Genomic DNA, 25,350 nt, shown 5'->3' with positions numbered 1-25,350 from the left:
TTCAGCCTCCGAAGGCAAGAGAATAGGCGGCCGCGTTGGTGCGGATCGCTGCGTTGGATGCCGAAAGCTGATCGAGAGCGTCTTGCACCTCGGCGAGCTTCTGTTCGGCCGCTTCCGAGACCTCCGCGAGGTCGATCGTCACCGCGCCGGTTTGTGTCACGCCGCCGACCGTGATGGACGAAACCGCTCCACCTGCGATCAGGATCGCGGCTGCCTGCACCTGCGCGGCCAGCTCGGCCGAGGCCGAGCGCATGGCTTCGGTCTCGCGCACCACGGCCTTGCCGAACAACGCGAGGTCATGGGCGCCGGTGATGAAGTTACGCTGCCCGCCCTGCCCGAGCCCCAGCGGGTTCGAAGGCGAGAACTTGCCGATGTTCAGAAGCCCCAGCCGCTCCCCGGCGGCGATCTCTTCCGGGGTGAATGCCATCACAGAAGTTCCTCTAATCGGAATCCGATATTGGCCCGCTCGAACGCCACCCGCTCCCAGGGCAGAAGTTCCTCGAAATGACAGAGGAAGCTCGTGCGGGTCAGGTTCTCGGCATCGTCCGGGTCGTCGATGTAGAAAAGCTCGCCGTGCTTGCCAGCGCGGCGCATCAGCTCGAGGCCACGCGCCAGGGCCTCTTGCTCAGGCAGGTTCTGGAAGCCGATCGAAAGCGTGCGGTAGGAGGCGCAAGGATCGAAGAACTTCGCCCCCGACATCGACGCTTCCGACGTCGTCGCGGTATCGAAGGCAAGCGCCGAGGAGCCGTAGGCCATGTTGTGCGAAGGCTGCCAGCCGGTCGCCATCCACAGGCGGCCGAACTGGAGGTATTCCACCTCGTTCTCCTCGTCGATCACCTCGATCCGCCAGTGCCGCTCGTAGCGCGGCTCCGGCAGAACGTGGATGGCATTCTGCGTGAAGCCTTCCAGATCCTGCAGGAGCGGCTTCTGGTCAAACCAGTTGGCGCGCTCGAACGGCGTGTCCTCGGGATAGCCGAGCGTCGGATAGACATCCGTTTCGACTTGGTAGGCGTGATCGTAATAGGACCCGTCGTCGTCCCAAGCCGTCAGGCGCCAGCGCGCCGTGGGCGAGAAGTTGTGGTTGACGAGGACGATGGCGCGGATCTCGCCATAGGCGTCGAAGACGACGTCGAATTGCGTGTCCGCCGGCAGAAGCGAGCGCGAGCGCGCCACCTTCGACAGGATGCGGTTCTGCGCGTTGACGAGCGGCAGGATCCACCCCCCGCCCCGCAGCTCGGCGCCGGGCGTGGCGCCGCGCCGCTGGTCCGAGAGGTTCGGATACAGAAACAGGCATCGGGCCATCAGCGCCAAACCTCGATCGTGGTGGTGTTGATCTTCAAGGTGACGTCCATCCCCATGACGCGGACGGGCTCGCCTTCGGCCAAGCCGAACCGGTCGAGCGCCAGCGTCGCGACGTCGCCGATCTCGATCCCGGCCGCCTCGTCGCTCGCGACCTCCAAGGTGAAGAAGTCTCGCCTGGCGCCGTAGATCGCCATCAGCCGCTCCGCCTCGGCCTTGGCATCGGCCTGCGAGACGAAGCAGGTGTCGAAGATGATCTCCGGCCCCTTCGGATGGCGCAGCGTGTTCTCGTCTGACGTGACGACTTCCTTCCGCCACTCCTGCGTGACGAAGGAGCGAACCGCCTCCGGCACGTTGTCGTCGGCAGCCTTCAGATCCTGTTCGCTGTAGACAGTATAGGCTCGCCCCCAGCGCAGGGTGACAGAACGAGCGGGCACGCCGTCGCCCTGATCGCCCGGCGCGTTCCGGCTGAAACCCTCGCCCCGGTCGAGGATGTTCGTCTCGTCGAAGACGACGCCATCCCCGATCGGCAGCTCCAGCCGACGAACCCGAACGACGCCGAGAAGATCGACGTTGATCGAGGCGCCGATCGAGTTGAGGAGCGCCATCACCACGGCGAGGATCGTGGTCTCGCTCGTCCCCGTCCAGGCGTAGCATTCGGCCGGGTTGGCCGCGTGAAGCGTGTCAAAGTCGTCCTCGTCGACCATCATGGCGGCGGGGATCATCTGGCGCACGAGGCGCGCGGCCGAGCGATCGGCGATCGTTGCCCCGACATAGGCGTCCACCGTCAGGCTGCCCGGCACCATCTGCGTGCGAACGAGGCCGAGCGCGAGGCAGGTGGCATACCCCCCGACCGGCAGCGTTGCAGCCTTTAGGCTGGCGACATCCGGATAGTCCTGCATGAATGTCAAAGCGACGCCGGTATCGCGCACGGCGGTGATACCGTCGAGAAACCGCGCCACCCGGTAAATCCGGTTAAATGCATCCACAACGATCGGCGAGATGGCCCGAGGCGAGCCGAACAGCTCGGGCACCAGGACGTCCTTCAGATCGACGTTACCTTCCGCTTCGGTGGCGTCTCCCGACGTCGTCGTGCCCTTGAAGCGTTCGGTCTGGATCGTCTCGCGCAGGAGGTCGAGGCGATCGCGAATGCGGATCTCGACCTCGCGACCGGCAAAGGTCGCTTGTTCCATCAAGCCGACGAACACCGTCTGCCGGCTCGACCAGGGGGCCTCCGCATCCTCCAGGGCGAGGATGCGGATTGCCCGCCCGTCGAGCGCGAGATCGAGAAGGAAATCGAGTTCGCCGTCCGGGTTCACCAGTTTGATGTTGCCGCCGTCGAGCGCGCTTTCCCCGCGCGTACGACCGCGAGAGAACAGGTAGCGCTCGAAGTTGCCGGCGTCCGAAACGCGTGGCTCGAACCAGGCGTGGGCGGGCACATCGCCGGGTTCGGTGATGTAGCCCGCCGAGCCGTAGCGCAGCGACCGAACCACTCCCGTCGCCGGGTCGAGCGGTTCGGCCTCGATCAGGTAGATCATGCCGCCTTCCTCAAGGAGTTGTCACGACTGGCCGTCAGTGCCGCCTTCTCGGCGGCGCGCGCGCCCCGATCGGACGCCTGCTCCACCCGCTGCAGCCCGCCGCCCATGGTGGCGATCTGCAGGCGAAGAAGGCGATTACTCTCTTGCAGACCCTCGCCCGAAAGCGATTGGTCGTCGCCGTGCGCGTGAGGCGCATGGCGTTGAGCTTGTCGGTTAGAACCTCGACCTGCCCTGCCGCCGCATTGATGGCAGCCAGGGTCTCGGCCGGGATCGCCTTGAGACCGGCTTCACGCGCGATGTCCCACGCCTTCGCCATCTCGCGCGTGACGAACTCCAGACGAGCCGTCGCGCCCTCTGACGCGTCGAACATGTCGATCTGACGCTGGAGTTCGGCAGCAATCTCGGCAACGCTGTAACGCTGCTTCTGGAAGGCTTCTGTCGCCTTCTCGGCCTTCTTCCCTGCCTCTGCGGTTGCTGTCCCAGTGCTGTTCGCCCCATCTGTAGCGATCCGGAATCCTTCGCCGGTCAGCTTCGCAGCGTCGCCCATGTTCTGCGTGGAAGCGGCCGCATCATCGATCCGGTCTTTCGCCTCTACGATCTTCGCTCCAACCGCGGCAAACGGTTCCGCCAGCTTGGAGAGAGCACCGCCGAAATAATCGGTCGATGTAGCTGCCGCCATGATGACACCTACGGTGTCGGACGTGGCACTCTCGGCCTCCGTCAAGCTCTGTTTGTAGTCCGACAGGTCGAGCCCTGGTACCGTCGGAACCTGGGCGAACTCCGGAGCAACGCTGTTGATCGCATCGATCACGGTGTTGACGGCCGCCAGCGCTCCGTTCACTCCGAGTTCGAGACCCGAAATCAGCATGTTGGCAGCGCCCTTCGCGAGCGCGCTGAACGCCGCAGGAAGCTGATCCCAAGTCGCAATCACCGACTGGTAGGCGCCAACTCCTGCGCCGATGATGACATTCAGCGCAGTGAGGATTGCGCGGCCAGCGTCATTCCAAGCTGCAGCGAACGTTTGAGCGGCGGATGCCATGCCCGAACCAACGGAGACCACCTGCTCGCCCAATCCCTGGAAGCTCGGGAGCATCGCGCCAAGCACTTCCGCAGTGGCCGTGATCCACTTCCACCCTTCACTAAGCGCTGCACTGGCGGCATCCCATGCGTCTGCATAGAGATTGATGGCACCGCCAATTGCTGCCCCGATCGACCGTGCCAAGCCGTCGTTCGCTGCGAGCATGTCGGACATATCGCCTACGACGCGCTTGATCGCGGCGCTCATACCGCCTTCACCGATCGCGTTCTGGAAGCCTTCTGCTGCGTCCCCGAAGTTGGCAAACGCCCCCTTTAGCGTATCCATTTGCTCTGACATGGCACCGCCGAACTGGACCTCTCCAAGCCGGCGGAGATACTCTTCGATCTCCTTCGCGTTGTTCCCGATGGTGGTCGTAACGCCCTGGAATGTGTAGGCGACCTTCTCGCCGTTCACCGAAGCTCGGACGCCGAACTCCTTCAGGCGCTCGTTTTCACCCGTCACAGCATCCGCAACAGCCTCGACGAACTGCATGATGGGCTTGCCCATCGCGGAAGCGGTGTTGCCGTAGCTCTCCAACGCCTTGCGCGACGGGTCGAGCCCAAGCGCCTGCAAGCGGATGAAAGCTTCAGTCGTCTGCTGGAGCCCATAAGGTGTGTCGACAGCGAACTGGCGAAGGTATGCAAAGGCCCGCTCGGCATTCGCTGCCGACCCGGTGACGGTCTTCAGGCTAGCGCCAAGGCTTTCAAACTCGGTCGAAGTCCGGACGACACCTGAAATTGCCGCGGCACCGCCTGCCAAGGCCATGAGCGGGGCGAAGGCGCGCATAGCGACGGTTGCGGCCGATGCTAGGCTAAGAGCGGACACTTTCGCGACATCGAACGCAACGCCAAGCCGCCCAGCAGCACTCGCAGCAGCGATCATATGCCGTTGCATGCCCTGAATGTTGTCGTTTGCCGAGCGGCCCATGCGATCTGCGGCCGAGTTTACGCCTTTGAAGGCGTTCTCGATGTCTGCAGCCGTCCGCTGCACAACCCGTTGCCCCCGCTGCATGCTTCCAGCGGACTTGCCTGCTCCATCAAGTGCCTTCTCCATGCGATCCGCAGAGGAGGCAACGGAGTCCAACCCATCGCGTACCTTCTCAGCGGCATCGACAGCAGGCCGAGGGTCGATCTTGATTGAAAGCTCAGCCATACAGCCTCACGTAGAAAAAGCGCCCAAAAGGACGCCTTGCAGTAGGGGAATATCCCTGAGTAATTTCGCGGATCAGGCGGCGATTCTCGCTGCGGCGAGGATGGCTATGTCACTGGATGCGCACGAACGATTGATCATCGAAACCCGCGTTGGAAACGACGGACCTAACGTGACGCTCGCCTATCTGCTGTGGTTCTTCCTAGGACTGTTTTCAGCACACAGGTTCTACCTTGGTCGGCCGCTGTCGGCGATCCTGCAAATCCTGTCCTACCTGGTACTCGTCGGCTTCATCTGGCTTCTGGTTGATCTGTTCCTGATCCCGGGGATGGTTCGGGCAAAGCAGGAAAAGATCCGGCGCGAGCTCACAATTGATGCGATCTCCGCAGGCCGCACGATTCCGAATAGGCAGATTGCGGAATGAAGGGCTTAGCTGCTGTAGCCTTTCTCGCATGCGCGATTGCGGCGCCGGCGTATGCGCAATCCGGTATTCTCCTACGAGATCGACCAGACGCCGAATTGATCGAATCCTATGTGGCGTTCATCAGCCGAGACGACCTCTACAATTCCAGCGGCCGGCCGCTGACGCGACCTTGGCAGGTGATCCGACAAGATCGCGCCAATTATCACGCCTATGGGATTCGCGATCGAGGAGATCAGGGCGACACGTTCTTCTCGTCGGCAGTCAATCGCGGCGAGTTGGAGAACATGTTGGCGAGGGGAAGCATCTCGCGGGCAGCGGCGGCTCGCGTGATGAGAGGGAACGTGTTCGTGGTAGTGCAAATCTATGGGCGCGGCGACATCGGGGAGTTCGTTCGGGTCGACGTCGAATGAAGACCCCGCCTCATCAACTCCCTACAGACCCCGCCGACCGCCCCTCCAGCCTCCAGCGCATCATCCTCGGCATCGCGATTGCGGCTTTGGCGGCCGGGATCGTCGGCTCGGTGCTGATCGCGCTGTTTTATATGGGGCGGGGGTAGGAGGTGACGGTCACTTCGCGTTCGTTCGCTGATAGAGGAACGCGCCAACAACCGTAGCGATCGTGCCGCTGCCTATAACCGCAGCGACCCACGCTTGTTCGTAGACGACTGCGAGTGCAGCAAGAGCTAGAGCTCCTAGGGCGAAAGCTACGGCAAAGAACTGCCCGCGACGCTCGCGCTTGAGTGCGCCGGCGAGAGCAGTGTTCTCGTATTTCCGACGATGGTCCGATTCAGCTTCCCACTGCGCGAAAATGCGCTCGGGCGCATCCGGCACGATCTGCCGAAATTCCTCAAGCGTCTGTGGCGGGGGCAGAGGCCCCTGCCAGAACCGTTCGCTATGCGTGACGACTGTCTGTGTGGAGGATGCGGCGGGTGGAGTTGCTGGAACCCCAGCCCGACCCGGTGCGATCGTGTTGTTACGACCGCGCTTCGAGTTTCGCATGCTCACGCTCTATGGTGCGGCTGAGATCAGCCCCAACCTTCACGACATCGGTCCGCAGGGCGTCCATTTCGGACTCGTGCGGGTATCTATGCGGTGTCGTCGCGGGCCACAGCGACGCAAGGGTGCCGAGGCTGGCGACGAAGCTGGAAAGCATCCTATTCATCGTGCTTGCTCGTTCCGTTGAGCGGACAACATGTCCGCCGTTGCGGATATATGGCTACACGCTGTTTCTGTCCATTCCGTATCGTTTCGGTACGTTTCGTCGTGTTTCATGCGTATTCATGCAATTTGGGTCGGCGTGTCGTTTCTGACCTACCCGAAAAGGGCATCGAACATCGCCGGATTGATCGCCTGCGTTGCCGGAAGCGGATCACTTCCCCCGCTTCCGGTCTTTATCGGCCTTCTTCGCCAGCACGGCGAGCATCTCGCGATCCATCACCTGCATGAGCCGGAGGAGCAGCATTCGCTCCGAAGCATCCGTGATGCCGGCCAGGGCGCAGTACGCCATGACCTCGACCACGGGGATCGCCTGATAGCCGCTCATGCCGATCTGGCGCCCCGCATGGAGGCTCCAGAACATCGACCAGATGAACTCTTCCAGCGGCCCGATGTCGGGTTGGGAAGCAAGGTGGGGACTGTCGGGCACCATCTCCCGAAGCCACTCGACCTTATCGCCCCATTCGATCACCCATCGGACGGCTTGAGCGAGTTTCCCTCCATTTCCTCGTCGGAGAGCGGCCGGAAGTGGGTCTCGTCCGAAGCGTCCCGCAGGAACACCGAGAGGACGTTCGACGTCGCCGGGTTCGACATGAGCTCCACGAAGTTCTCCTTCGTCGCCTCGATCTCGGCGCCGTCGGACTTGATCGTGGTGGACCAGTCGATGACGAGGTTCTCGTAGACGATCCCGAGGAATCGGCGTTCCGATTCCTTGTCGTCGAGGCTGTCGAGGTTCTTGCGGCGCTCGAGGTACTCGTTGTGCACCTTCATCGCGAGGCGCCACTTCACGTTGTCGCGGCCGGCCAGCCGTGCCGTGATATGAACGTCGCCGTACTTAGTCGGGTACTCGAAGCTGACGCCCTGGTGGAGGGCGATTTCCTTGTCGGGCTTCACATAGCCGTCGATCTGCATGTCGGGTTTCCTTGATGTCGGGTGGGTCGGGGTGGGTGGGTGCGCCGGCAGCCCCCGACAGAACCGCCGGCGCGTGTCAGCCGGTCAGCCCTTCGGCTTCTCGGCCGATTCCGGTTCGGGCTTGGTCTTGGGCGCTTCGTCGGCCGCCTCGACGGCAAGACCCTTGTCGACCCAGTTCTTCTGACCGTTGCCGACGACCTGGCCGCGCTCGTAGCGGACGGGACCGCTGGCGGTATCGACCTCGAAGCCTTCGATGATCTCGACACGCATGGTCAGGACACTCCGCGAACGATCTGGATGGTGGCGCCGATGGGCGTGCCCGACGTGCGATCCAGAACGCCCGTAAAGTCGAACGTCTGCATCATGTCGTCGTCGTTGCCGTTGGCATTGCCGCCGGGCGAGCCGGTCGGAACGGCGGTCGGAACCGAGAACTGGTACTTCTTGCCCGCCTCCGTCCCGAGCGCGAACTGCAGGCCGAGATCGGTGTGCGCGAGGAAGGCGTCGAGAAGGGAGCCGCTCTTGAAGTAGGCTTCGACGGAGCCCGTCACTTCGAACTGACCGAGGCCCATGCCGATGTTGTCGAGATCGCCGACGGCGCGCTGGGCTCGCAGGTTGTTGGTGATGTTGAGACTGATCGAACGCACGATCGGTGCCTCGGCGACGCCTGCAATCGTCAGGCCGGCGAAGTGCGTGGCCGCGTTGATGACGCGGTTCTGCGGAGCGTCGGCGTAGGTCGCACCGGCGATGGCCGTCGTCCCTGCGCCGCCGAACTTGCCCATGACGTCCATGGAGCCGGTGACGAGCGCACCGGCTGTGATGTCGAGCGACAGAGAGTTTACGACGAGGCCGTTGAACCGGGTGTAGTGCGACGTGCCGCCGGGCAGGCGCAGCGTGCGCTCTGCGGTGAACGATTGGCCGAGACCAGCGCCGTTCTTGATCGTGTTGGAGCCAGTACCGCCCCACTCGGAGAAGAAGAGGCTTTCCAGCAGCATATCCAATGCGCCGTAGGAAAGCTCGAACCCGATCGGGCCGGCGACCGAGCGGCCGGTCAGGATCTCGTCCACGACGTTGCGATCGGGGCGGATTTCGCCGGAGCGGGTTGTTTCCTTGGCGGGCTGGAGGTTTTCGGACGTGAAACGCAGCGCTTGGAATGCGGGGTTGGCGGGGACGACGGCCCAGGCCGTTTCCTTCACGATCGCAAGGCGGGTGTCGGAAGAGTTCGCCCCGGCGCGGATGCCAGTGGTGGGCATGGTTTGCTCCATGAAAAAGGCCCGCCGAATGGCGAGCCGGGGTGGGTTGCGTCGGGGTGGGTTTTGGTGAGAGGCGGCGGGGTCAGCGGCTGGCCCGACAATCCCATTTTTGAGCCTTGCCGCCTCTCGCCAAAAACCGTGCGGGGAACGTGGGACACATCGTCAGGCGTGAAAGCTGTCCCGCGTGAACGGCACCATGACCGTCTGCATAAGGAAGGGCGGGTCCTCGACACTGCCGGAGACGTAGGGAATGCCGCACCGGATTGAATCGATCTCGGCGTTGCGGAACAGATCGGACAGAGCGTCCTCTAGCTCGCGACTGGCCGCAGTGCCCTTCCCGCCTTCGGTGAACACCTGAATGGCGATGACGCCAGCGTAGCGGACCACATTGCCGCCAGGAGTGCCGACCGAAGCTTGTCGCCCCTCCCCGTCGAGGATTGTCAGGCGAACGCTTCCAGCGATCGGCGTGAAGGCATGGCCGTACTCGCCCAACAGCGCATAGGCGTTGGCGGCCACCTCGGGGTCGAGCTTGACGGGCGTAGTCGCGCCCGCTTCCGACGCGACGTCGAGCTTGTTGCCAGCCATGCCGGACGACGCGAACACGCCGTTGATGACCTGGCCGAGGACGGTCTCTTCGTCCCGCACCCAGTATTCGGCAATGAGCTGGGCGACGACGTCGAGCGGATCCTCCGCGAGCACGGCCGCGACGAGGTTGGCAGACTGCCAGCCGTTGTTCCGGCGGACCTTGCGGGCCATGTCCTGGCCTTGGGTCAGTTTGTTCGGAACGGCGGCCTGAGCCGGGTCGTCCGACGAGACGTTCGAGGCGCCGGTCAGGTCGTTCCAGAACGGCATCTGGACGATGTCGCCCGGACCGTTGGCAAAGCGCTGGATCTCGGGATCAGCGGAGACGATCGGCGAGTTGCGCAGGCGCGAAAGCTGGGCGATGCGCTGGATCGTGGTGGGCAGGAACAGCGGGCCGTAGATGACGTCCTGCAGGCGGGTGGTGGCCATAGGAATGGCTCCTGTCGATCAGTGGGGTGAAAGGGTTTCGGTTCGGCCACCCCACTGGGCGAGGCCTGCGTAGGCGGAAGCGTCACTGACGCCGGAATGCGATTACCAGGTGACTGCGTGCCCCACGGCCTTCGCCATCTGGCGGGCCTTCTCGGGGTTTGACGCGATCAGTTCCTGGGCTTTGGTCAGGTTCGGCTTCACGGTGCCGCCCTTCGTGTCGAACGGGTTGTCGCCGAAGCGCTGGCCGTCGCCGCCCTTCGCGTCGCCGCCGGTGGGTTTGGAAATGAACACCTTCCCCTCATCGGACTGCGACCAGTTCTGGACGAACTTTCCAACGTCGTCCTCGCCCATGTCGGTTTCGACTACTGCGCGATAGGTGCCGTCCTCGTGAAGGATCTTGACCGAGTCTTTCAGCATAGCCTTCGCAGCCTTCAGGTACTCCTTGCCGACGCCGGCTTCGATCAGCGCCTTCGTCAGGCCGTCGTCGACCAGAAGCTTGCTGATGAAGGTGTCCTTCTGGACCAACGCCCTGTTGCCCTGCGCGGCCGGCTGCAGAGTGTCGCCGTCTTTCTCCGTGCCTGTGTAGCGCTCGACCTCGTAGCGCCCCTCCACAAGCTGCAGAACGCGATACCGCTTCTCTTGACGCCATTCGAAGTCGAACCGAACCAGACCGCTTTCGTCGAGCACGTAGAAGTCGCGATCCGGCGACCAGTTGATCAACGCCTCAGCCGAGTAGCCGGCGAGGTAGGGAAGCTCGGAGCCCTCCGACTTCGCATCGGCCAGGATCGAGTAGCGGCCCGTCAGAAGCAGTTCGGACGTGATGCGTCGGTGGAACGCCTCAAGCGCCAGACCGTCAGCCGTCGCTCGCTCCCAAAGCCCCTGCATGGCGTCGGGCATGTCGATCTGCGCTTCGGTGCGATGAATGACGCCGATCATGCCGCGGATGGTCGGCCCGACGATCTCCGGGAACTGAGCCCGCTTCTGGTAGGCGGCATACATGCGATTGCCGCCGTCCGTCTGTGCGCGGAAGCCCGACGGCATCGGCAGGAACTCTTCGCCATCCTCCTTCACCGCCTTCGCACCGCGGCTAGTGGCACGCATCTCCCGCCATTCCTCGGCTCGGTCGGTGTAGTCGGGGTGACGGGTATCAACGGCCATCAGTATGCGCCCATCGTGGTCGTTGTCTTGGCTTTGCCGGGCTGGGGTTCAGTCGAGAGCATCAGCTCAGTCAGTGCCCAGACCAGCGCGTCGGCACGGTCGGGAGAGCCCTCTCCGATGAAACCCGACGGCGTAAAGTTGCACATCTGGTCCTCGAGGTCGGGGAAGTCGCCGACATGGCTGACCTTGCGTTGCTCGTAGAGCGCGGCGATCGGTTCCCATCGGCATCCGCATCATGTTTTGGTGGTCTGGCGATGACGCAGAGACCGCCGACATGAAGATTGGGAAACTGGAAGTGCTTGGAAGCAGGACGCTGCCAGTCATCGGCTCAGTGATCTACAACGTCAATGCTGATCGCTTCACCCACTGGCGCCCGCTTCCGGCCCCGCCTGCCCTTTCCTCCAGCACGGGAGAACGAGAGGATGGGTAGCCCGCTGATCCTCACACGTCAGGAAGCCGCTGACCTTCTCGGTATCAGCACGTCCACCTTCGACAAATGGGTGCGGAAGGGCGTGGCGCCCGCATCGATCTCTGGCACGCGGCGATGGAGCCGAGCGGCGCTAGAGCGGGCGATGTCCGGCGTTGCCCCCAGTGCAGCCAACGAGGACGAAGCCCTGTCGCCCTTCGAGGCATGGAAGAAGCAGAATGCACGCGCGCCTCAAAGGCATCAATAGGGTCAAGGCCAAGCTCGCAAGCGGGGAACAAGTGACCTACTACTACCACCGGGCAACGGGCACGAGACTGGAAGGGGAGCCGGGCACCGCCCTGTTCCTCGCCTCCATGGCGAAGGCCCAGGCCAAGGTAGAGACGCGAACCGCAGGCACGCTGTCTGGCATCATCCGAGACTTCGAGAAGACCGCAAAATGGCGAAAGCTCGCCGCCAGCACGAAGAGCGAATATAAGCGCGTCCTGAAGTTCTGGGAAAACGACTACGGCAAGGTGCCTTTTCCTGCGCTGGAGGACAAGGCGTTCCGCCGCGAGGTGCTGAAGTGGCACGACGAGTTCTCGGAGGAGAAGCCGCGCGAGGCCGACAACCGCGTCACGATCCTCGCCCGCGTCTTGTCATGGGCCACGAAGGACGGCGACCTGAAGGCGAATGTGCTTGACAGCTTTGACCGCGCCTATTCGTCCGATCGCTCGGAGATGATCTGGCTGCCCGAGCACGTTGATGCGTTCATGGAGAAGGCAACGCCAGAAATGAAGCTCGGGCTCGTGCTGGCGCTCCACACCGGCCAGCGGCAGGGAGATCTTCTGGCGTTGAAGTGGGACGCATACGATGGGACGCATATTCGTTTGCGACAAGGCAAGACGCGACGGTTCGTGACGGTGAAGGCAACGGCGGCTCTCAAGGCCACGCTCGACGACCTGCCGCGCAGCTCGACCTTGATCCTGACGACTAAGACGGGCCGGCAGTTCAAAAAGCGCTATTTCGCGGAGAAATGGGAAGAGACCTGCACGGCGGCCAAGATCGCGGATCTGCATTTCCACGACATTCGTGGAACGACAGTCACCATGCTTTTTCAGGCCGGCTGCAATCTCGGTGAGATTGTTGCCGTGACGGGACACTCTCTGCGCCGAGCGCAGGAGATCTTGGACCGCTACCTCGCCCGCACAAGCACGATGGCCGACAACGCCATCGCGAAATTCGAGGCTGTTTTAGACGCCGACTTTGCAAAACAAGGTGCAAAACAAGACGCGAAGGAGTAAGCTAAGTGTTGGTGATCCCAATAGGATTTGAACCTATGACCCCCAGATTAGGAATCTGGTGCTCTATCCTGCTGAGCTATGGGACCGACCGGGTGGAACGATAGCTGATCGGACGCGTGTCGGCCAGCCCTGCCGTTCGATGCGCTTGCCGCCCCCCGGCATCAACGCACCAGCGGATCCGCCTGCAGGAGAAGAAGCGCCCTTCCCTTTCGAAGATCGACCGTCACGTCGCCGAGAGCTTCGTTGCTCTGGGTCAGGATCGAGGCGAACGGAATGTCGGCCCGGTCGAGTGGAAAGCGCGCCCCCTCGATCGTCAGGCCGCCCAAGTCGGAGAACTTCAGGATCGAGAACTGGGCGCCCCGCCGCGCGGCAAACCGCCGGGGAGCGAGAGGCAGGGGATAGCCCCATTCCCGTCCGTCGAACAGCACGACGTCCCGTCCCGCCTCGCTTTCGCGCAAGGCGATCACGAGATGGGAGAAGGCATGGTCGCTCCGCCCGCCGAAGGCGCCGACGACCAGAAGCGAACTGGCGCCGCGCGCCCAAGCCTCGGCGATCGCAATCTCCCCGTCCGTCCGGTCCTTGTCGCGCGGCCAGGTCCGCCGGGGAACGGCCACGAGATCCGGTTCCCCGACATGCGAATCGAAATCGCCGACCCAAAGTTCGGGAACGACCTTCAGCGCGCCCGCATGCCGGATGCCAGCATCGGCCGCGATGACGCGCGTGCCCGCGACTTCGGCGAGGAGTTCGGACGTCGCCTCGATCGGCCCGGCCAGGAGAATGGTGAAGCGGCTCATGGCCAAGGGGCTTAGACGATCCGCCCCGTTCGGGGAAAGAGGCCGTGGCGGAAAGGCGGAGGGCGACCTTCCCCCTTGCCGAGCGCCGCCGAATGCCGCAACTATGCGCCTGCTCACACGGGGTGCCCATTTCGGGCTGAGAGGCGTTCGGCCAACCCGCAGAACCTGATCCGGCTCGTACCGGCGGAGGGATTGAGAGCTTTCGCGGGCCCCCATTCCGCCGATCGCCCTCCAACGCTCCGAACACAACGCTTGGAGTGTCGACGATGCGCCCGCTTCTTTTCCTGCCCGCAGGTCTCCTGGCTTTCGCGCCCATCGCGGCGCAAGCGCAGGAAACGGAGCGCCCGGTCCTGACCGTCTACACCTACGAGAGCTTCACGCCCGAATGGGGTCCGGGTCCGCGCATCGAGAAGGCGTTCGAGGCCGTGTGCGAATGCGATCTGCGCTTCGTCGGACTGGACGACGGCGTCGCGATCCTCAACCGGCTGAAACTCGAGAGGGATACGACGCCGGCCGACGTCGCGCTCGGCATGACGGCCGAACTCATCCCCGAACTGAAGGCGACGAACCTCTTCGCTCCCTCCGACGTCGATCTGGCGCCCCTTACCATTCCTGGCGGCTTCCGGGACGACGTGTTCGTGCCCTTCGACTATTCCTATCTCGCCTTCGTCTACGATACGCAAAGCATCGAGAACCCGCCCAAAAGCCTTGCCGAACTCGTGTCGGGCGACCCGGAGCAGAAGATCGCCATCCAGGACGCGCGCACCTCGACGCCGGGGCTCGGCCTCCTCCTGTGGATGAAATCGGTGTTTGGCGACGAGGCGGAGGCCAAGTGGGCCGAGCTGTCCAAGCGCATCCTGACCGTGACGCCCGGCTGGAGCGAATCCTACGGGCTCTTCACCAAGGGCGAAGTGCCGATCGTCCTGTCCTACACGACCTCGCCCGCCTATCACATGATCGAGGAGGGAACGGATCGCTATCAGGCCGCCGCCTTCTCCGAAGGGCATTACCTGCAGGTGGAGCTTGCCGGACGCCTGCGGACCTCGCGCCATCCCGAACTCGCCGAGCGCTTCCTGCGCTTCATTCTGACGCCGGAGTTCCAGTCGATCATCCCAACTGCCAACTGGTCGCTGCCCGCCGCCTCCACCGGCGCGCCGCTGCCCGAAGCGTTCGAGAAGCTCGTGCAGCCGGTGAAGCCCTTGGAAATCCCCGCGGATGAAGTGGCCGCGCACCGGGCGGAATGGACGGCGGAATGGCTGCGGGCGCTGGGCCGCTGAACGCGGGAGCCGACACATCGGAGGCCGGCGCGACGACGACCTCGAGCGATGCCATACGCCGCCGCGCGGCGGGCGGGCTCGTGGTCGCCGCGATCGTCGGCTTCTGCTTCCTGCCGATCCTTCTCCTGCCCCTTCTGGCGGGGCTGGCGCCGGCCTCGCCTTGGGCGCTCGCGAGCGATCCCTACCTTCGCTCGGTCGTCGGCTTCACGCTGACGCAGGCGCTTCTTTCCACGGCGCTGTCGGTTCTCTTCGGGGTGCCGCTGGCGCTGGCGCTCGATCGCCTGCGCTTTCCCGGGCGCGATCTCGTGCTTCGCCTGTTCTTCCTGCCGCAGGCGCTTCCCGTTCTCGTCGGCGCGCTGGGGCTCGTCACCGTGTTCGGCCGCAACGGGGTCGTCGCCGATGCCTTCGCCTGGGCAGGCCTGCCCCGCCCGTCGATCTACGGGCTGACCGGCGTCCTTCTCGCCCATGTGTTCTTCAACATGCCCCTCGTCGCACGCATGGTGGTCGGCGGGCTGTCCGGCGTGCCTGCGGAGAGCTGGAAGCTGGCGGGGCAACTGTCCCTGTCGCGCTGGGCGACGTTTCGCATCCTCGAGCTTCCCGTGCTTCGCCGAACGCTCGGGCCCGCCGCGGGCCTCGTGTTCATGCTCTGCGTCACGAGCTTCACGCTCGTTCTGGTGCTGGGCGGAGGTCCGCGCGCCTCGACGCTCGAGGTCGCCATCTACCAGTCGCTGCGATACGATTTCGACCCCGGCCGCGCCTTCACCCTGGCGGTTCTCCAGATCCTTCTCGTCGCTCTCCTGCTCCTGCCGACGCTCGGGCGTTCGAACTCCGTCGATACCGGCTTCGGGCAGGCGCGCGCCAACCGACGCTTCCATCGCGGCAGCATCCCGTCGCGGCTCTTCGACGGCGCGGTCGTGGTCGTGGCCCTGGCGTTTCTCCTCGCCCCCCTCACCGCCATCGCGGTGTCCGGCCTTCGATCGGACCTTCCCCACATCCTCATGGATCCCGCCTTTCTCGATGCCCTCCTCAAGAGCCTTTCGATCGCGCTCGGCGCCTCGGTCCTCGGCATCGCCGCGTCCGTCTGCCTCGCATTGGCGGCCGACGGGTCGGGCCTTGCGCGCAGCCGCCTCCTGTTCGCGCTGCCGGCCAGCCTCGTTCTCGTGGTTCCGCCGATCGTCGTCGGCGCGGGATGGTTCCTGGCCCTGCGCGCGTTCGGGGATGTGGCGCGCTTCGCCCCCTTCGTCGTCGTGGCGACCAACGCGGTGATGATCATACCCTTCGCCACCCGCATTCTCGGCCCCGAGATCGCAGCCGTCGGTCGGCGTCACGGACGCCTCGCGCGGAGCCTCGGGCTGGAAGGCTGGGCGCGCATCGTCCATGTGGAATGGCCCGCGCTGCGCCGACCGCTGGCGCTCGCAGGCGCGTTCGCGATGGCCATCTCGCTCGGCGATCTCGGCGCCGTCGCCCTGTTCGGCAATGCCGATCTCGTCACCCTTCCCTATCTGCTCCTCCAGCGCATGGGTGCCTACCGCTCGACGGATGCGGCCGGCATCGCACTGATCCTGGGGGTCCTGTGCGTCGCGCTGATCCTCGTCGCCGAACGCGGTCTTGGAGAGAAACGCCGATGAGCGCGATCGAACTCCACGGCGTCACCCATGCCTATCCCGGCTCGCCGATGCGCTTCGACCTTCGCGTGGAGCCCGGCGAATGGCTGGCGGTGATCGGCCCTTCGGGTGCCGGCAAGTCGACGCTTCTCGATCTCGTCGCCGGGTTCCTCCCCCCGGACAGCGGCACGATCCGCCTTCTGGGGCGCGACGCGACGCGAACCGCGCCCGCCGAACGCCCCTTGAGCGTCGTGTTTCAGGACGACAACCTGTTTCCCCATCTGACGGCGGAGCGAAACGTCGCGCTCGGCCTCAGCCCGACCTGGCGCCTGGCCCCCAAGGTTCGCGACAAGGCGCGGCAGGCGCTCGCCAGGGTCGGCCTGGCTGGTCTCGAAAACAGGCGGCCGGGGGAGTTGTCGGGCGGCGAGCGGCAGCGCGTCGCGCTGGCGCGCGCGGTGCTGCGCGATCGGCCGATCCTGCTCCTCGACGAGCCGTTTGCCGCCCTCGGCCCCGCGCTGCGCGGCGACATGCTGGCGCTCGTCGCGGAACTGCGCCGGGAAGCCGCGACCCCTCCCACGATCGTCATGGTGACCCACCATCCCGAAGATGCGCGGGAACACGCCGATCGGATGGCGTTTCTCGATGGTGGGCGGATCGCGCTCGTGGATACGCCCGCCGCCGTCCTTTCCGGCGCCGACCCGCGCCTTGCGGCCTATCTCGGGAACACCACGAGCCGAACCTAATTTCGTCCCTTTCGCAACGCACTCGGACTTCGGAGGCGGGTTCGCACTCCGCTACGATTCCGCTGGCGCTGTGACGCGTTGACCCTTTCGACGGGTCGCAGTTGTCGGCTAGAGCATTCCGGCAAGGGGGAACGGAAGCGTTCCACCATCGGAGAATGCGGCCCGATCCGTGGGCCTGAGGCATTTTCGGTGAGACCGCCCTCATCGAACATGCTCTAGATCGAATTGGGTCCTGGCCCGCAGGCATCGTTGGGGATCATCGGGAATGAGGCACGACGTCCGACCGCAAGGGGCGGCGCAGTCCTGGAAGACGAAACGGCACGGCGCCCCAGCGGCGCTGGCCCTTCCGCTCGCCCTTTTCCTGGCCGGCTGCACGACGCTCGGTGGCGGGCTGGAAGAGGTCGCGACGGGTGCCGGCTCGCAAAGCAACCTCCTGTCCTCGCCGAGTCGCGAGCCGGTGTCGTTCGAAGCCGTGCAATCCAACGATCCGCAATCGACCATCGGCAAGTCGCAACATCCGCGCATTCTGGCGGCCTATGGCGGCGCCTATTCCGACCCGAAGCTGGAGCGTATGCTGGCCGGCATCGTCGGCAAGCTGAACGCCGTGTCGGACGATCCCGGCCGCGCCTACTCCATCACCGTCCTCAACTCGCCCAACATCAACGCCTTCGCCCTTCCCGGCGGCTATCTCTACGTGACGCGCGGCCTTCTGGCACTCGCCAACGATTCGGCCGAAGTCGCGGCCGTGCTCGCGCACGAGATGGGACACGTGAAGGCCAATCACGGCATCGAGCGTCAGCAGCGCGAGGCGGAAGCCGAGCTCGCGGGCCGCGTCGTCACCGAGGTTCTGGCGACCGACAACACCGCCGCGCGCGCCGCGCTGGCGCGTGGCCGGCTGAATCTGGCGAGCTTCTCGCGCAACCAGGAACTCCAGGCCGATGCCATGGGCATCAAGCAGACGGGGGACGCGGGCTACGACCCCTATGCCGCCGCGCGCTTCCTGCAGACGATGGATTCCTTTTCCGCGTTCCGAAACGCGTTCCAGGCCACCAATCCGAACCTCGACTTCCTCGCCTCCCATCCGGCCGCGCCCCAGCGCGTCGAACTGGCCAAGCGCCATGCCGCCGTGTTCGGCCCGCCGGGCACCGGCAACGACGACCGGGATCGCTATCTCGCCGGCATCGACGGCATGCTGTTCGGCGACACGGCATCGGAAGGATACGTCCGGGGGCGCTCCTTCTTCCACGCCGGCCTCGGCATCACCTTCACGGTGCCGGAAGGATTCGTCATCGACAACACGGCCGACGCCGTCCTGGCGACAGGCCCCGGCGATACGGCAATCCGCTTCGACGGCGTCGCGGTCCCCCCGGGAACGACGCTCGCCGACTATATCCAGAGCGGCTGGGTCGGTGGTCTCGACGCGGCCTCGATCCGCCCGATCCGCATCGGAAACCTCGAAGCGGTCTCGGCGCGCGCGGTCGGCGGGTCCTACGTCTTCAACGTCACGGTGATCCGCGTCGGGGGCCAAGTCTACCGCTTTCTCACTGCCCTGCCCGCCGACGCCGCCGGACGGCTGCCCGGCATTGCCGACAGCATCGCCAACTCCTTCCGCGTTCTCCAGCCGGCCGAGCGCGAAAGCCTGAAGCCGCTTCGCGTGCGGGTGGTGACGGCACGGGCCGGCGACACCGAAAGCTCGATCGCCTCGCGCATCCAGGGCGTCGATCGCAAGCTCGAGATGTTCCGCCTCCTGAACGATCTGGAGGACGGATCGGGGATCAAGACCGGCGTCCGGTACAAGATCATCGCCGAATAGCGCGGCGACCATCCGCTCAACGAAAAGGCCGCCTCGAAGGGCGGCCTTTTCGTTGGAAGCTTGATGTGGCGACGGTCAGGCGATGAACGCCGCCTCGTCCGGGTTGGCCTGGAGCAGGGCGACCCGGAGCTTCTCCATGGCGCGCGTCTCGATCTGGCGCACGCGCTCCTTCGAGATGCCGAGCTTGGAGCCGAGCGCCTCCAGGGTCGCGCCGTCGTCCTGCAGGCGACGCTCGCGGATGATCTTGAGCTCGCGCTCGCTGAGAACGTCCAGCGCCGAGCGAAGCCAGACGACGCGGCGCTCGTCGTCGATCGAAGCGGACACCATCTCGTCCGGCAGCGGCTCGTTGGAGACCAGGAAATCCTGCCGGTCGGCCGATCCCGACTCGTCTTCCATCAGGGGGGCGTTGAGCGAGGAATCGGGGCCCGACAGACGCGAATCCATCAGGGCGACGTCCCCCTCGGAAACCTTCAGCGCGGTCGCGATCTCGCGATACATCTCGACGCTGGAAATCTTCTCGCTGCCCTGGTTGAGGCGCGCGCGCAGGCGGCGGAGGTTGAAGAACAGCGCCTTCTGGGCGGAGGACGTGCCGCCGCGAACGATCGACCAGTTGCGCAGAATATAGTCCTGAATCGAAGCGCGGATCCACCACGTGGCGTAGGTGGAAAAGCGAACCTCTCGCTCGGGTTCGAAACGGGCGGCCGCTTCCAGAAGGCCGACATGGCCTTCCTGAATCAGATCGTTCATCGCGAGGCCGAAGTGACGGAACTTCGAAGCCATCGAGATCACGAGGCGCATATGCGCCGAGGTGATCTTGTGCAGCGCCGCCTGATCCTGATTCTCCTTCCAACGCACGGCCAGTTCGTACTCTTCCTCACGCTGAAGATAGGGAGCGGCCATGGCGGCCTGGATGAGATGACGGCGCGTCGACTGAGACTTCATGGCCCGAACCTTCCATGTCACGCGGGGAACCCGAGGAACGCGACGCCGGACGAATGGAATATTCAGGGCGCCTATGTTCCGAAAACACCGCGAAAGGGCAAAGGTTCCCGGTCGGACAAAGTTTTTTCGCAACATAGGCAATGATGCGAATTGGGAAGGGGAGCGAAGAAAAAAGCGGAAAAGCGGGAGTCGAGGCTCGACCGCTGCGGAATCAGGATTAGCACCCGCGCGAGGCAAAGAAAAGCCGGCTGCTGGGAGGCAGCCGGCTGAAAAGCGCATCGCTCGGAGAGGCAGCGAGGTCAGGCGGCCTGATCGGCCTCAGCCTCGCCGTCGACCTCGGCTTCCGCGTCGTCCTCGTCCTCGTCGAGCGGCTTGGCGCCGCGCTTGGGGCCCTTGTTGAGGTTGACCTCGATCAGGCGCACGGCCTCGGTTTCGCTGACCTCGTTGACGGCGGCGAGTTCACGCGCCATCCGGCCGAGCGCCGCTTCATAAAGCTGGCGCTCGGAATAGGACTGCTCGGGCTGGGACTCGGCGCGGTAGAGATCGCGCACCACCTCGGCGATCGAGATCAGATCGCCCGAATTGATCTTCGCGTCGTATTCCTGCGCGCGGCGGCTCCACATCGTGCGCTTCACGCGAGCGCGGCCCTGCACCACCTTCAAGGCACGCTCCACGAAATCCGTCTCGGACAGCTTGCGCATGCCCACGGACTCCGCCTTGGCGACCGGCACCTTGAGGCGCATCTTGTCCTTCTCGAAGTCGATGACGAAGAGTTCGAGCTTCATGCCCGCGACCACCTGCTCCTCGATCGCAACGATCTGTCCGACGCCGTGCGCGGGATAGACGATGCTCTCGCCGGTCTTGAAACCCTGACGCTGGGAGGTCTTCTTCTGACTGCTCATACGCTTCATAAACTCCCTGTTGTGCAGAGCCGGGAACATCGCTATGCACGGACCGACCCGAAGGTCGTGGATTGAGCATGCCGGTTCGATGGCCGGTCGCAGCCTGGAACCCACGCGGGCAGAACCTCGGCAAACCCACAGCGCGCCTCCGAAGCGGCGCGCGGACAATCGGGTGGAAGAGGAAAGACCTTTGGAAGCACCTTGAGCATCGGTCCAGGCTTCAGCGCCTGTATCCGACGTTCGACTGTTGCAGAAATAATACCCTATCCCGCTGGAAATTTCAACCGAATTGCGCATGCACTGCACAAGCGCGGCGCGGAAATGCGCTACGCGCACACCGCTATGGCGCTTGCAGCCGCGACGGTTCGCGGGAAGAGCGGGGAATTAAGCGTGGGCAGCCCAGCTAGAGACGGGAGACATCAGTCCCCCGTGCCGGCCTCGGCGGAGAAGTACTTCTCGAGCTTGCCCTCGACGCCGTCCATTTCCTTGGCGTCGGCCGGGGCATCCCGCTTGATCGTGATGTTGGGCCACTTCTCGGCATACTCGGCGTTGAGTTTCAGCCAGACGTCGAGATTGGGCTCGGTGTCGGGCTTGATCGCCTCCGCCGGGCATTCGGGCTCGCACACGCCACAGTCGATGCATTCGTCCGGATTGATGACGAGCATGTTGTCGCCCTCATAGAAGCAGTCCACCGGACACACTTCCACGCAGTCCGTGTACTTGCAGCGAATGCAGTTGTCGGTGACGACATAGGTCATGGCGAATTCCTGGAACGATTGGTCCGCAACGCACGACTTCGACGGGGGTTGCGGAGCAAAGGCCGCGCGTGCCCATTCGCCAACGCGCCCTCGAAGCCCGGACCTATCGCCTCGCGGCCCGCCTTGCAAGAGCGCGAAACGCCACGACGCGGGGTGTTTGCGGAATGTCTTTCTATGGGTCGAGGGAGAAGGCCGGCTCGTCCGGCCCCTGGCCGACGCGCGGCGGGGTGAGATCCTCGAACAGGGTCGCCGCCTCCGGGGCCGGCCCGCGCCGTTCGCCGGGATCGAGAACCTTCAGGACCCGGACGCGGTCGTTGATCGAGATCGTCAGGACGTCGCCGGGACGCACGATGCGCGCGGCATGGGACACCTTCTCGCGGTTGACCCGGACAGCGCCCGAAAGGGCAAGCTTCTGAGCGAGGCTCCGCGACTTCACGACGCGCGCGAAGAACAGCCACTTGTCGATGCGCTGCTCTCCGCCCCCCGTCATGCCGCCATCCTACTTGCCCAGCTTGTCCTTCAAGGCCGCGAGCTTGGCGAAGGGCGAATCGGGATCGATCGGCTTGGCCGCGCGCTCGGGACGTCGCGCATCCGCACCTCTGAACGCGTCCCGCTCCTTGCCCTGCGCCGGCTTCGGTCCCCGGTTCGGTCCGCTGCGCTCTTCGCCGCCGGGCCCGTTGCCGCGGGCTTCGCGCCGGTTCTGGCCGTTCTTGTCGTTGTTCGGCCGATGGAAGCGACGCTCGCCTTCGTCGCGGCGCCCACCGCCCGAGCCCCCGCGTCGGAACCCAGGCTCTTGGCGTTCGCCGCCGTTGGCACCCGCCTCGCCCGTCCGCTCGGAGCCGCTACGTCCACGCCCCTGCCCCGGCCGTCCGCCGCGCCCAGGCTGCCGACCGCGGCCTTCGCCTCGGAACGGCTTCCAAAGCTGAACCATCTTCGGAGGCTCGGCTTCGGCGCCTTCTGCCGTCTCGCCAGCGGGCTTGTCCTTCGCCGGATCCGCAATCTCAGCCGTCGTCTCGCCTTCGGAAACGTCGCCCGATGCCGCAGCGTCCGGCTCGCCCGAGTGCGTCTCGACCTCGAGTTCGGCCTGGGGCTCCGGCTCGGAAACCTCTTCGGCCGAAACGACGTCCTCGACACCGACCGGGACATCGGCAGGCGCCGCATCTTCCTCAGGGGGCTCGACCGAAGCATCCTCGCCGAGCGCCTCGGGTGCAACGTCCGAAGGCGTCGGTGCAGCGTCTGCTTCCGCCTTGGCAGCAGTTGCCGCGTCCTGACGCGTCAGCTCCTCCTCGACGACGCTCTGCGCCACGGACTGCGCGCGGTAGCCGAGGCCTTTCAGGATCTCGTCCATGTCGCCGGCGGTGGCGCCGAGGATCGACATCATGGCGGGGGTGACGATGAATTCGCGGCCGTTATAGGCGCCGTCGGGGCGCTTGGCCGCGCCCGGCGTCCATGCGAGAGCCGGGCGGATCAGGTCGGCCAGACGCTCCAGAATATCGATGCGCACCGCGCGCTGGCCGAGCAGGCGGTAGCCCGACAGCGCGTAGAAGATCGGCTCGAACCCGGCTTCCGGCTTCACGGAGGTGCGCCCCGTCGCCAGAAGCTGCGTCACCTCGCCGAAGCCCGCCTTGTCGCGCCCGTCGTTGTGGATCGCCCAGAACAGGGTCATCAGCGCGGCCGGCGCCGGCTTCACGAGGGCGGGCACGAAGATGTGGTAGGCGCCGAAGCGCACACCGAGCCGGCGCAGCGCGGCGCGCGCGTCCTGATCGAGGGACCGGATCTCCTCCGACACGTCGCGCCGCTGCAGGAGGCCAAAATTCTCATAGAGCCGGTAGGCGATGCCCCGCGCCGTGCCCTCGAGCCCTTCCGCGTCGCGCAGATCGACCAGCGGCTTGAGGATCGTGGAGATCTGGAAGGTGACGAAGCGCTCGGCGCGCTGAACGACCTTGTCGCGCGCGGGGCCCGCCAGCTGCTCGTCGGCCAGAAGAACGAGGCGTGGCTTCAGCGGGTCCTCGCCGGCCGTCATCATGGCGATGGGGGCGCCGAGCCAGCGTAGGAGCGCGTCCGAGCCCAGCGCCAGATCACCGTTCGGCGCGTTGAAGAAGCGCTCGGCGCGCTTGTCGTACTCGCCCGCCAGCGCCTTCTGGGCGGCGGCGCGCACGGCCTTGGCATCCGGACCGTCGGACTTCGTGTCCGGCGTGAACCTGAATCCCTGCAGCTCCCCCACCTCGTGGCCCTCAACGAGCACGGTGCCGTCGCTGCCGATCTCAGCTTCCATGAATGCGCTCTCTCTCAGCCGCCTCATCAAGACGCTTGTCCTGCGATCTACGAAGCGTTTCGTCAACCGCTCGTGCAGCGCGTCGGACAAGCGGTCCTCGATTGCCTTGGTGTTTTCCTGCCAGTGTGTCGGATCGGCCAGCCAGCCGGGCCGGTGCGAGATGTAGGTCCAGGTCCGAATCTCGGCGATCCGCTGCGACAGGGTGTCGATGTCGCCTTCGAGCACATCGGCGCGCCGGACCTGCGAAGCCATGTAGTCTTCCGCCACGTGGCCGCGGCGCACGAGGTCGGCATAGATGGAGGCGATGATCTCGGCGTGCTGGGCGGGCGCGATGCGCCGGTAGTCCGGCAACTTGCAGGCTTCCCAAAGAAGCTCGACCTGGCGCGCGCCCTTGGCGGCCGCCATCACCGCCTCGTCGCGCGACAGGAACTCCAGCGCCCGCTGGTCCACCGAGGGCAGCGAGCGGGCGAGTTCGGGCGTGGAGGCCGGGCGGTCCAGACTGGCTTTGAGCGCGTCGACGGAGGCAAAGTCGAGTTCGCGCGAGCGCCACTGGACGACCTTCACCGAGGCGAAGTCGTGCGCCTCGATCGATTCGGCAAGTTCCTGCGGCAGCGGGTCGACGCGCCCCGTCACCCCGAACGTCCCGTCGCGCACGTGCCGCCCGGCGCGGCCCGCGATCTGGCCGAACTCGGCCGGCGTCAGCTGGCGGTACTGGAAACCATCGTATTTCCAGTCCTGCGCGAAGGCGACGTGATCGACGTCGAGATTGAGCCCCATGCCGATCGCGTCGGTCGCGACGAGAAATTCGACCTCGCCGTTCTGGTAGAGATCGACCTGCGCGTTGCGCGTGCGCGGGGAGAGCGCGCCGAGCACGACCGCCGCCCCGCCGCGCTGGCGGCGGATCAGCTCGGCGATCGCGTAGACCTCTTCGGCCGAGAAGGCGACGATGGCCGAGCGGCGCGGCAGCCGCGTGATCTTCTTGGACCCGGCGTAGAGAAGCTGCGACATGCGCGGGCGCGTGATGCACTGGATGCCGGGCAGGAGCCGCTCCAGGACGCCGCGCATGGTCCCAGAGCCGAGCAGCAGCGTTTCCTCGCGTCCACGCGTATGGAGGATGCGGTCGGTGAAGACGTGGCCCCGCTCCAGATCGCCCGCCAGCTGCACTTCGTCGATGGCGACGAAGGACGCATGGGCGTCGCGCGGCATCGCCTCCACGGTGCAGACCTGATAGCGCGCGTTGGGCGGCTTGATCTTCTCCTCGCCGGTGATGAGAGCGACCGCCCCCACCCCGACCCGGTCCACCACCCGCTGATACACCTCACGCGCCAAGAGGCGCAGCGGCAGGCCGATCACCCCGGACGAATGGGCGACCATGCGCTCGATCGCCAGAAAGGTCTTGCCGGTGTTGGTCGGCCCGAGAACGGCGGTGACGCCGCGCCCGCTCTGCCGAGGCTCTGCACGCTGAAGGGGCTGGGGCGGGAAGCGGCTGTCCATCATGGTCG

At 65.2% G+C, this 25,350-nt stretch carries 26 protein-coding genes, 1 tRNA gene, 1 pseudogene and 1 riboswitch; of the genes and pseudogenes, 9 read left to right on the top strand and 19 right to left on the bottom strand.

All coding sequences use genetic code 11. From position 1 onward, the window contains the following. Window position 1: 1 nt before the first annotated feature. Genes H7A85_RS16040 through H7A85_RS16025 form a run of 4 tightly spaced genes read right to left on the bottom strand, consistent with a single transcriptional unit; the run spans window position 2 to window position 5,067 of the window. Complete coding sequence (locus tag H7A85_RS16040; RefSeq protein WP_182086962.1) at window positions 2–427, bottom strand: hypothetical protein; 426 nt, start codon at window positions 425–427, stop codon at window positions 2–4. Continuing rightward, window positions 427–1,302 (bottom strand): hypothetical protein, encoded by an 876-nt coding sequence (locus H7A85_RS16035; RefSeq protein WP_182086961.1) that lies wholly within the window; start codon window positions 1,300–1,302, stop codon window positions 427–429. Before H7A85_RS16035 ends, H7A85_RS16040 begins: the two co-directional genes overlap by 1 nt. Beyond that, the gene (locus H7A85_RS16030; RefSeq protein WP_182086960.1) at window positions 1,302–2,837 is read right to left on the bottom strand and encodes a hypothetical protein; all 1,536 of its coding nucleotides are present in this window, start codon (window positions 2,835–2,837) and stop codon (window positions 1,302–1,304) included. Before H7A85_RS16030 ends, H7A85_RS16035 begins: the two co-directional genes overlap by 1 nt. A gap of 34 nt (window positions 2,838–2,871) precedes the next feature. After that, on the bottom strand, window positions 2,872–5,067 hold the full coding sequence (locus H7A85_RS16025) for a tape measure protein (protein ID WP_182086959.1): 2,196 nt from the start codon (window positions 5,065–5,067) through the stop codon (window positions 2,872–2,874). A 106-nt stretch (window positions 5,068–5,173) separates the two neighbouring features. Here H7A85_RS16025 and H7A85_RS16020 point away from each other — a divergent pair, with 106 nt between their 5' ends. From H7A85_RS16020 to H7A85_RS16010, 3 genes are read left to right on the top strand one after another with little or no spacing between them, the layout of a single operon-like run. Then, on the top strand, window positions 5,174–5,488 hold the full coding sequence (locus H7A85_RS16020; protein WP_182086958.1) for a TM2 domain-containing protein: 315 nt from the start codon (window positions 5,174–5,176) through the stop codon (window positions 5,486–5,488). After that, window positions 5,485–5,898, top strand: a complete 414-nt coding sequence (locus tag H7A85_RS16015; protein ID WP_182086957.1) for a hypothetical protein — start codon at window positions 5,485–5,487, stop codon at window positions 5,896–5,898. Before H7A85_RS16020 ends, H7A85_RS16015 begins: the two co-directional genes overlap by 4 nt. Further along, complete coding sequence (locus H7A85_RS16010) at window positions 5,895–6,044, top strand: hypothetical protein (protein ID WP_182086956.1); 150 nt, start codon at window positions 5,895–5,897, stop codon at window positions 6,042–6,044. The genes H7A85_RS16015 and H7A85_RS16010 overlap by 4 nt, the downstream gene beginning before the upstream one ends. A 10-nt stretch (window positions 6,045–6,054) precedes the next feature. Here the strand turns inward: H7A85_RS16010 and H7A85_RS21005 are convergent, their stop codons facing one another. The 8 genes and pseudogenes from H7A85_RS21005 to H7A85_RS20885 form a co-directional block, all read right to left on the bottom strand. Further along, on the bottom strand, window positions 6,055–6,486 hold the full coding sequence (locus H7A85_RS21005) for a DUF2335 domain-containing protein (protein ID WP_280514928.1): 432 nt from the start codon (window positions 6,484–6,486) through the stop codon (window positions 6,055–6,057). 370 nt (window positions 6,487–6,856) lie between these two features. After that, window positions 6,857–7,174 carry a hypothetical protein gene (locus tag H7A85_RS16000; protein WP_182086954.1) on the bottom strand — a complete coding sequence of 106 codons (318 nt, stop codon included), beginning with the start codon at window positions 7,172–7,174 and terminating at the stop codon, window positions 6,857–6,859. Beyond that, entirely contained in the window at window positions 7,171–7,614 is a 444-nt protein-coding gene (locus H7A85_RS15995; protein WP_182086953.1) for a hypothetical protein, read from the bottom strand. Before H7A85_RS15995 ends, H7A85_RS16000 begins: the two co-directional genes overlap by 4 nt. Before the next feature lie 84 nt (window positions 7,615–7,698). Beyond that, window positions 7,699–7,884 carry a hypothetical protein gene (locus H7A85_RS15990; RefSeq protein WP_182086952.1) on the bottom strand — a complete coding sequence of 62 codons (186 nt, stop codon included), beginning with the start codon at window positions 7,882–7,884 and terminating at the stop codon, window positions 7,699–7,701. Window positions 7,885–7,886: 2 nt separating this feature from the next. Further along, on the bottom strand, window positions 7,887–8,864 hold the full coding sequence (locus H7A85_RS15985; RefSeq protein ID WP_182086951.1) for a phage tail tube protein: 978 nt from the start codon (window positions 8,862–8,864) through the stop codon (window positions 7,887–7,889). 162 nt (window positions 8,865–9,026) lie between these two features. Beyond that, window positions 9,027–9,875, bottom strand: a complete 849-nt coding sequence (locus H7A85_RS15980) for a hypothetical protein (protein WP_182086950.1) — start codon at window positions 9,873–9,875, stop codon at window positions 9,027–9,029. Window positions 9,876–9,977: 102 nt separating this feature from the next. Then, entirely contained in the window at window positions 9,978–11,033 is a 1,056-nt protein-coding gene (locus tag H7A85_RS15975; protein ID WP_182086949.1) for a hypothetical protein, read from the bottom strand. Continuing rightward, a pseudogene (locus H7A85_RS20885) lies at window positions 11,033–11,251 on the bottom strand (hypothetical protein); the annotation flags it as partial. The gene H7A85_RS15975 and the pseudogene H7A85_RS20885, both read right to left, overlap by 1 nt. 204 nt (window positions 11,252–11,455) lie before the next feature. Between H7A85_RS20885 and H7A85_RS15970 the strand changes: the two are divergent. After that, the gene (locus H7A85_RS15970; RefSeq protein WP_182086948.1) at window positions 11,456–11,707 is read left to right on the top strand and encodes a helix-turn-helix domain-containing protein; all 252 of its coding nucleotides are present in this window, start codon (window positions 11,456–11,458) and stop codon (window positions 11,705–11,707) included. Then, window positions 11,679–12,740 carry a tyrosine-type recombinase/integrase gene (locus H7A85_RS15965; protein ID WP_182086947.1) on the top strand — a complete coding sequence of 354 codons (1,062 nt, stop codon included), beginning with the start codon at window positions 11,679–11,681 and terminating at the stop codon, window positions 12,738–12,740. Before H7A85_RS15970 ends, H7A85_RS15965 begins: the two co-directional genes overlap by 29 nt. A 9-nt stretch (window positions 12,741–12,749) precedes the next feature. Here H7A85_RS15965 and H7A85_RS15960 read toward each other — a convergent pair. Further along, window positions 12,750–12,826, bottom strand: a tRNA-Arg gene (locus H7A85_RS15960). A 75-nt stretch (window positions 12,827–12,901) separates the two neighbouring features. Then, window positions 12,902–13,534 carry a thiamine diphosphokinase gene (locus tag H7A85_RS15955; RefSeq protein WP_182086946.1) on the bottom strand — a complete coding sequence of 211 codons (633 nt, stop codon included), beginning with the start codon at window positions 13,532–13,534 and terminating at the stop codon, window positions 12,902–12,904. 108 nt (window positions 13,535–13,642) lie between these two features. Beyond that, window positions 13,643–13,744: riboswitch (TPP riboswitch) on the top strand. 56 nt (window positions 13,745–13,800) lie between these two features. On the opposite strand from H7A85_RS15955, the gene thiB reads away from it, so the two are divergent. The 4 genes from thiB (at window position 13,801) to H7A85_RS15935 (ending at window position 18,971) form a co-directional block, all read left to right on the top strand. Continuing rightward, window positions 13,801–14,811: a thiamine ABC transporter substrate binding subunit gene (gene thiB / locus H7A85_RS15950; RefSeq protein ID WP_182086945.1), complete on the top strand. Its 1,011-nt coding sequence runs from the start codon at window positions 13,801–13,803 to the stop codon at window positions 14,809–14,811. Then, window positions 14,787–16,439 (top strand): thiamine/thiamine pyrophosphate ABC transporter permease, encoded by a 1,653-nt coding sequence (gene thiP, locus H7A85_RS15945; protein WP_182086944.1) that lies wholly within the window; start codon window positions 14,787–14,789, stop codon window positions 16,437–16,439. The genes thiB and thiP overlap by 25 nt, the downstream gene beginning before the upstream one ends. After that, window positions 16,436–17,158 carry a thiamine ABC transporter ATP-binding protein gene (gene thiQ, locus H7A85_RS15940; RefSeq protein WP_182086943.1) on the top strand — a complete coding sequence of 241 codons (723 nt, stop codon included), beginning with the start codon at window positions 16,436–16,438 and terminating at the stop codon, window positions 17,156–17,158. Before thiP ends, thiQ begins: the two co-directional genes overlap by 4 nt. A 265-nt stretch (window positions 17,159–17,423) precedes the next feature. Beyond that, entirely contained in the window at window positions 17,424–18,971 is a 1,548-nt protein-coding gene (locus H7A85_RS15935) for a M48 family metalloprotease (protein ID WP_182086942.1), read from the top strand. Window positions 18,972–19,046: 75 nt separating this feature from the next. Here the strand turns inward: H7A85_RS15935 and H7A85_RS15930 are convergent, their stop codons facing one another. The 5 genes from H7A85_RS15930 to H7A85_RS15910 form a co-directional block, all read right to left on the bottom strand. Further along, the gene (locus H7A85_RS15930; RefSeq protein ID WP_182086941.1) at window positions 19,047–19,913 is read right to left on the bottom strand and encodes an RNA polymerase factor sigma-32; all 867 of its coding nucleotides are present in this window, start codon (window positions 19,911–19,913) and stop codon (window positions 19,047–19,049) included. Window positions 19,914–20,212: 299 nt separating this feature from the next. Then, on the bottom strand, window positions 20,213–20,824 hold the full coding sequence (locus H7A85_RS15925) for a CarD family transcriptional regulator (protein ID WP_182086940.1): 612 nt from the start codon (window positions 20,822–20,824) through the stop codon (window positions 20,213–20,215). Between the two features lie 410 nt (window positions 20,825–21,234). Further along, window positions 21,235–21,573, bottom strand: a complete 339-nt coding sequence (fdxA, locus tag H7A85_RS15920) for a ferredoxin FdxA (RefSeq protein WP_182086939.1) — start codon at window positions 21,571–21,573, stop codon at window positions 21,235–21,237. Between the two features lie 172 nt (window positions 21,574–21,745). Next, a complete protein-coding gene (locus H7A85_RS15915) occupies window positions 21,746–22,063 on the bottom strand; it encodes an RNA-binding S4 domain-containing protein (protein ID WP_182086938.1) in 318 nt (105 codons plus the stop codon). Between the two features lie 9 nt (window positions 22,064–22,072). Next, entirely contained in the window at window positions 22,073–25,345 is a 3,273-nt protein-coding gene (locus H7A85_RS15910; protein ID WP_244631233.1) for a helicase-related protein, read from the bottom strand. Between the last annotated feature and the right edge of the window lie 5 nt (window positions 25,346–25,350).

It is taken from the genome of Aureimonas sp. ME7 (assembly GCF_903970965.1).
Lineage (GTDB): Bacteria > Pseudomonadota > Alphaproteobacteria > Rhizobiales > Rhizobiaceae > Aureimonas.
Note: the sequence above shows the minus strand (reverse complement) of the source record. Positions and strands in the feature narration are given on the sequence as shown.

Coding starts and splice junctions, on each gene's coding strand:
- H7A85_RS16040 (WP_182086962.1), bottom strand. CDS start 427: ATGGCATTCACCCCGGAAGAGATCGCCGCCGGGGAGCGGCTGGGGCTT.
- H7A85_RS16035 (WP_182086961.1), bottom strand. CDS start 1,302: ATGGCCCGATGCCTGTTTCTGTATCCGAACCTCTCGGACCAGCGGCGC.
- H7A85_RS16030 (WP_182086960.1), bottom strand. CDS start 2,837: ATGATCTACCTGATCGAGGCCGAACCGCTCGACCCGGCGACGGGAGTG.
- H7A85_RS16025 (WP_182086959.1), bottom strand. CDS start 5,067: ATGGCTGAGCTTTCAATCAAGATCGACCCTCGGCCTGCTGTCGATGCC.
- H7A85_RS16020 (WP_182086958.1), top strand. CDS start 5,174: ATGTCACTGGATGCGCACGAACGATTGATCATCGAAACCCGCGTTGGA.
- H7A85_RS16015 (WP_182086957.1), top strand. CDS start 5,485: ATGAAGGGCTTAGCTGCTGTAGCCTTTCTCGCATGCGCGATTGCGGCG.
- H7A85_RS16010 (WP_182086956.1), top strand. CDS start 5,895: ATGAAGACCCCGCCTCATCAACTCCCTACAGACCCCGCCGACCGCCCC.
- H7A85_RS21005 (WP_280514928.1), bottom strand. CDS start 6,486: ATGCGAAACTCGAAGCGCGGTCGTAACAACACGATCGCACCGGGTCGG.
- H7A85_RS15995 (WP_182086953.1), bottom strand. CDS start 7,614: ATGCAGATCGACGGCTATGTGAAGCCCGACAAGGAAATCGCCCTCCAC.
- H7A85_RS15990 (WP_182086952.1), bottom strand. CDS start 7,884: ATGCGTGTCGAGATCATCGAAGGCTTCGAGGTCGATACCGCCAGCGGT.
- H7A85_RS15985 (WP_182086951.1), bottom strand. CDS start 8,864: ATGCCCACCACTGGCATCCGCGCCGGGGCGAACTCTTCCGACACCCGC.
- H7A85_RS15980 (WP_182086950.1), bottom strand. CDS start 9,875: ATGGCCACCACCCGCCTGCAGGACGTCATCTACGGCCCGCTGTTCCTG.
- H7A85_RS15975 (WP_182086949.1), bottom strand. CDS start 11,033: ATGGCCGTTGATACCCGTCACCCCGACTACACCGACCGAGCCGAGGAA.
- H7A85_RS15970 (WP_182086948.1), top strand. CDS start 11,456: ATGGGTAGCCCGCTGATCCTCACACGTCAGGAAGCCGCTGACCTTCTC.
- H7A85_RS15965 (WP_182086947.1), top strand. CDS start 11,679: ATGCACGCGCGCCTCAAAGGCATCAATAGGGTCAAGGCCAAGCTCGCA.
- H7A85_RS15955 (WP_182086946.1), bottom strand. CDS start 13,534: ATGAGCCGCTTCACCATTCTCCTGGCCGGGCCGATCGAGGCGACGTCC.
- thiB (WP_182086945.1), top strand. CDS start 13,801: ATGCGCCCGCTTCTTTTCCTGCCCGCAGGTCTCCTGGCTTTCGCGCCC.
- thiP (WP_182086944.1), top strand. CDS start 14,787: ATGGCTGCGGGCGCTGGGCCGCTGAACGCGGGAGCCGACACATCGGAG.
- thiQ (WP_182086943.1), top strand. CDS start 16,436: ATGAGCGCGATCGAACTCCACGGCGTCACCCATGCCTATCCCGGCTCG.
- H7A85_RS15935 (WP_182086942.1), top strand. CDS start 17,424: ATGAGGCACGACGTCCGACCGCAAGGGGCGGCGCAGTCCTGGAAGACG.
- H7A85_RS15930 (WP_182086941.1), bottom strand. CDS start 19,913: ATGAAGTCTCAGTCGACGCGCCGTCATCTCATCCAGGCCGCCATGGCC.
- H7A85_RS15925 (WP_182086940.1), bottom strand. CDS start 20,824: ATGAAGCGTATGAGCAGTCAGAAGAAGACCTCCCAGCGTCAGGGTTTC.
- fdxA (WP_182086939.1), bottom strand. CDS start 21,573: ATGACCTATGTCGTCACCGACAACTGCATTCGCTGCAAGTACACGGAC.
- H7A85_RS15915 (WP_182086938.1), bottom strand. CDS start 22,063: ATGACGGGGGGCGGAGAGCAGCGCATCGACAAGTGGCTGTTCTTCGCG.
- H7A85_RS15910 (WP_244631233.1), bottom strand. CDS start 25,345: ATGATGGACAGCCGCTTCCCGCCCCAGCCCCTTCAGCGTGCAGAGCCT.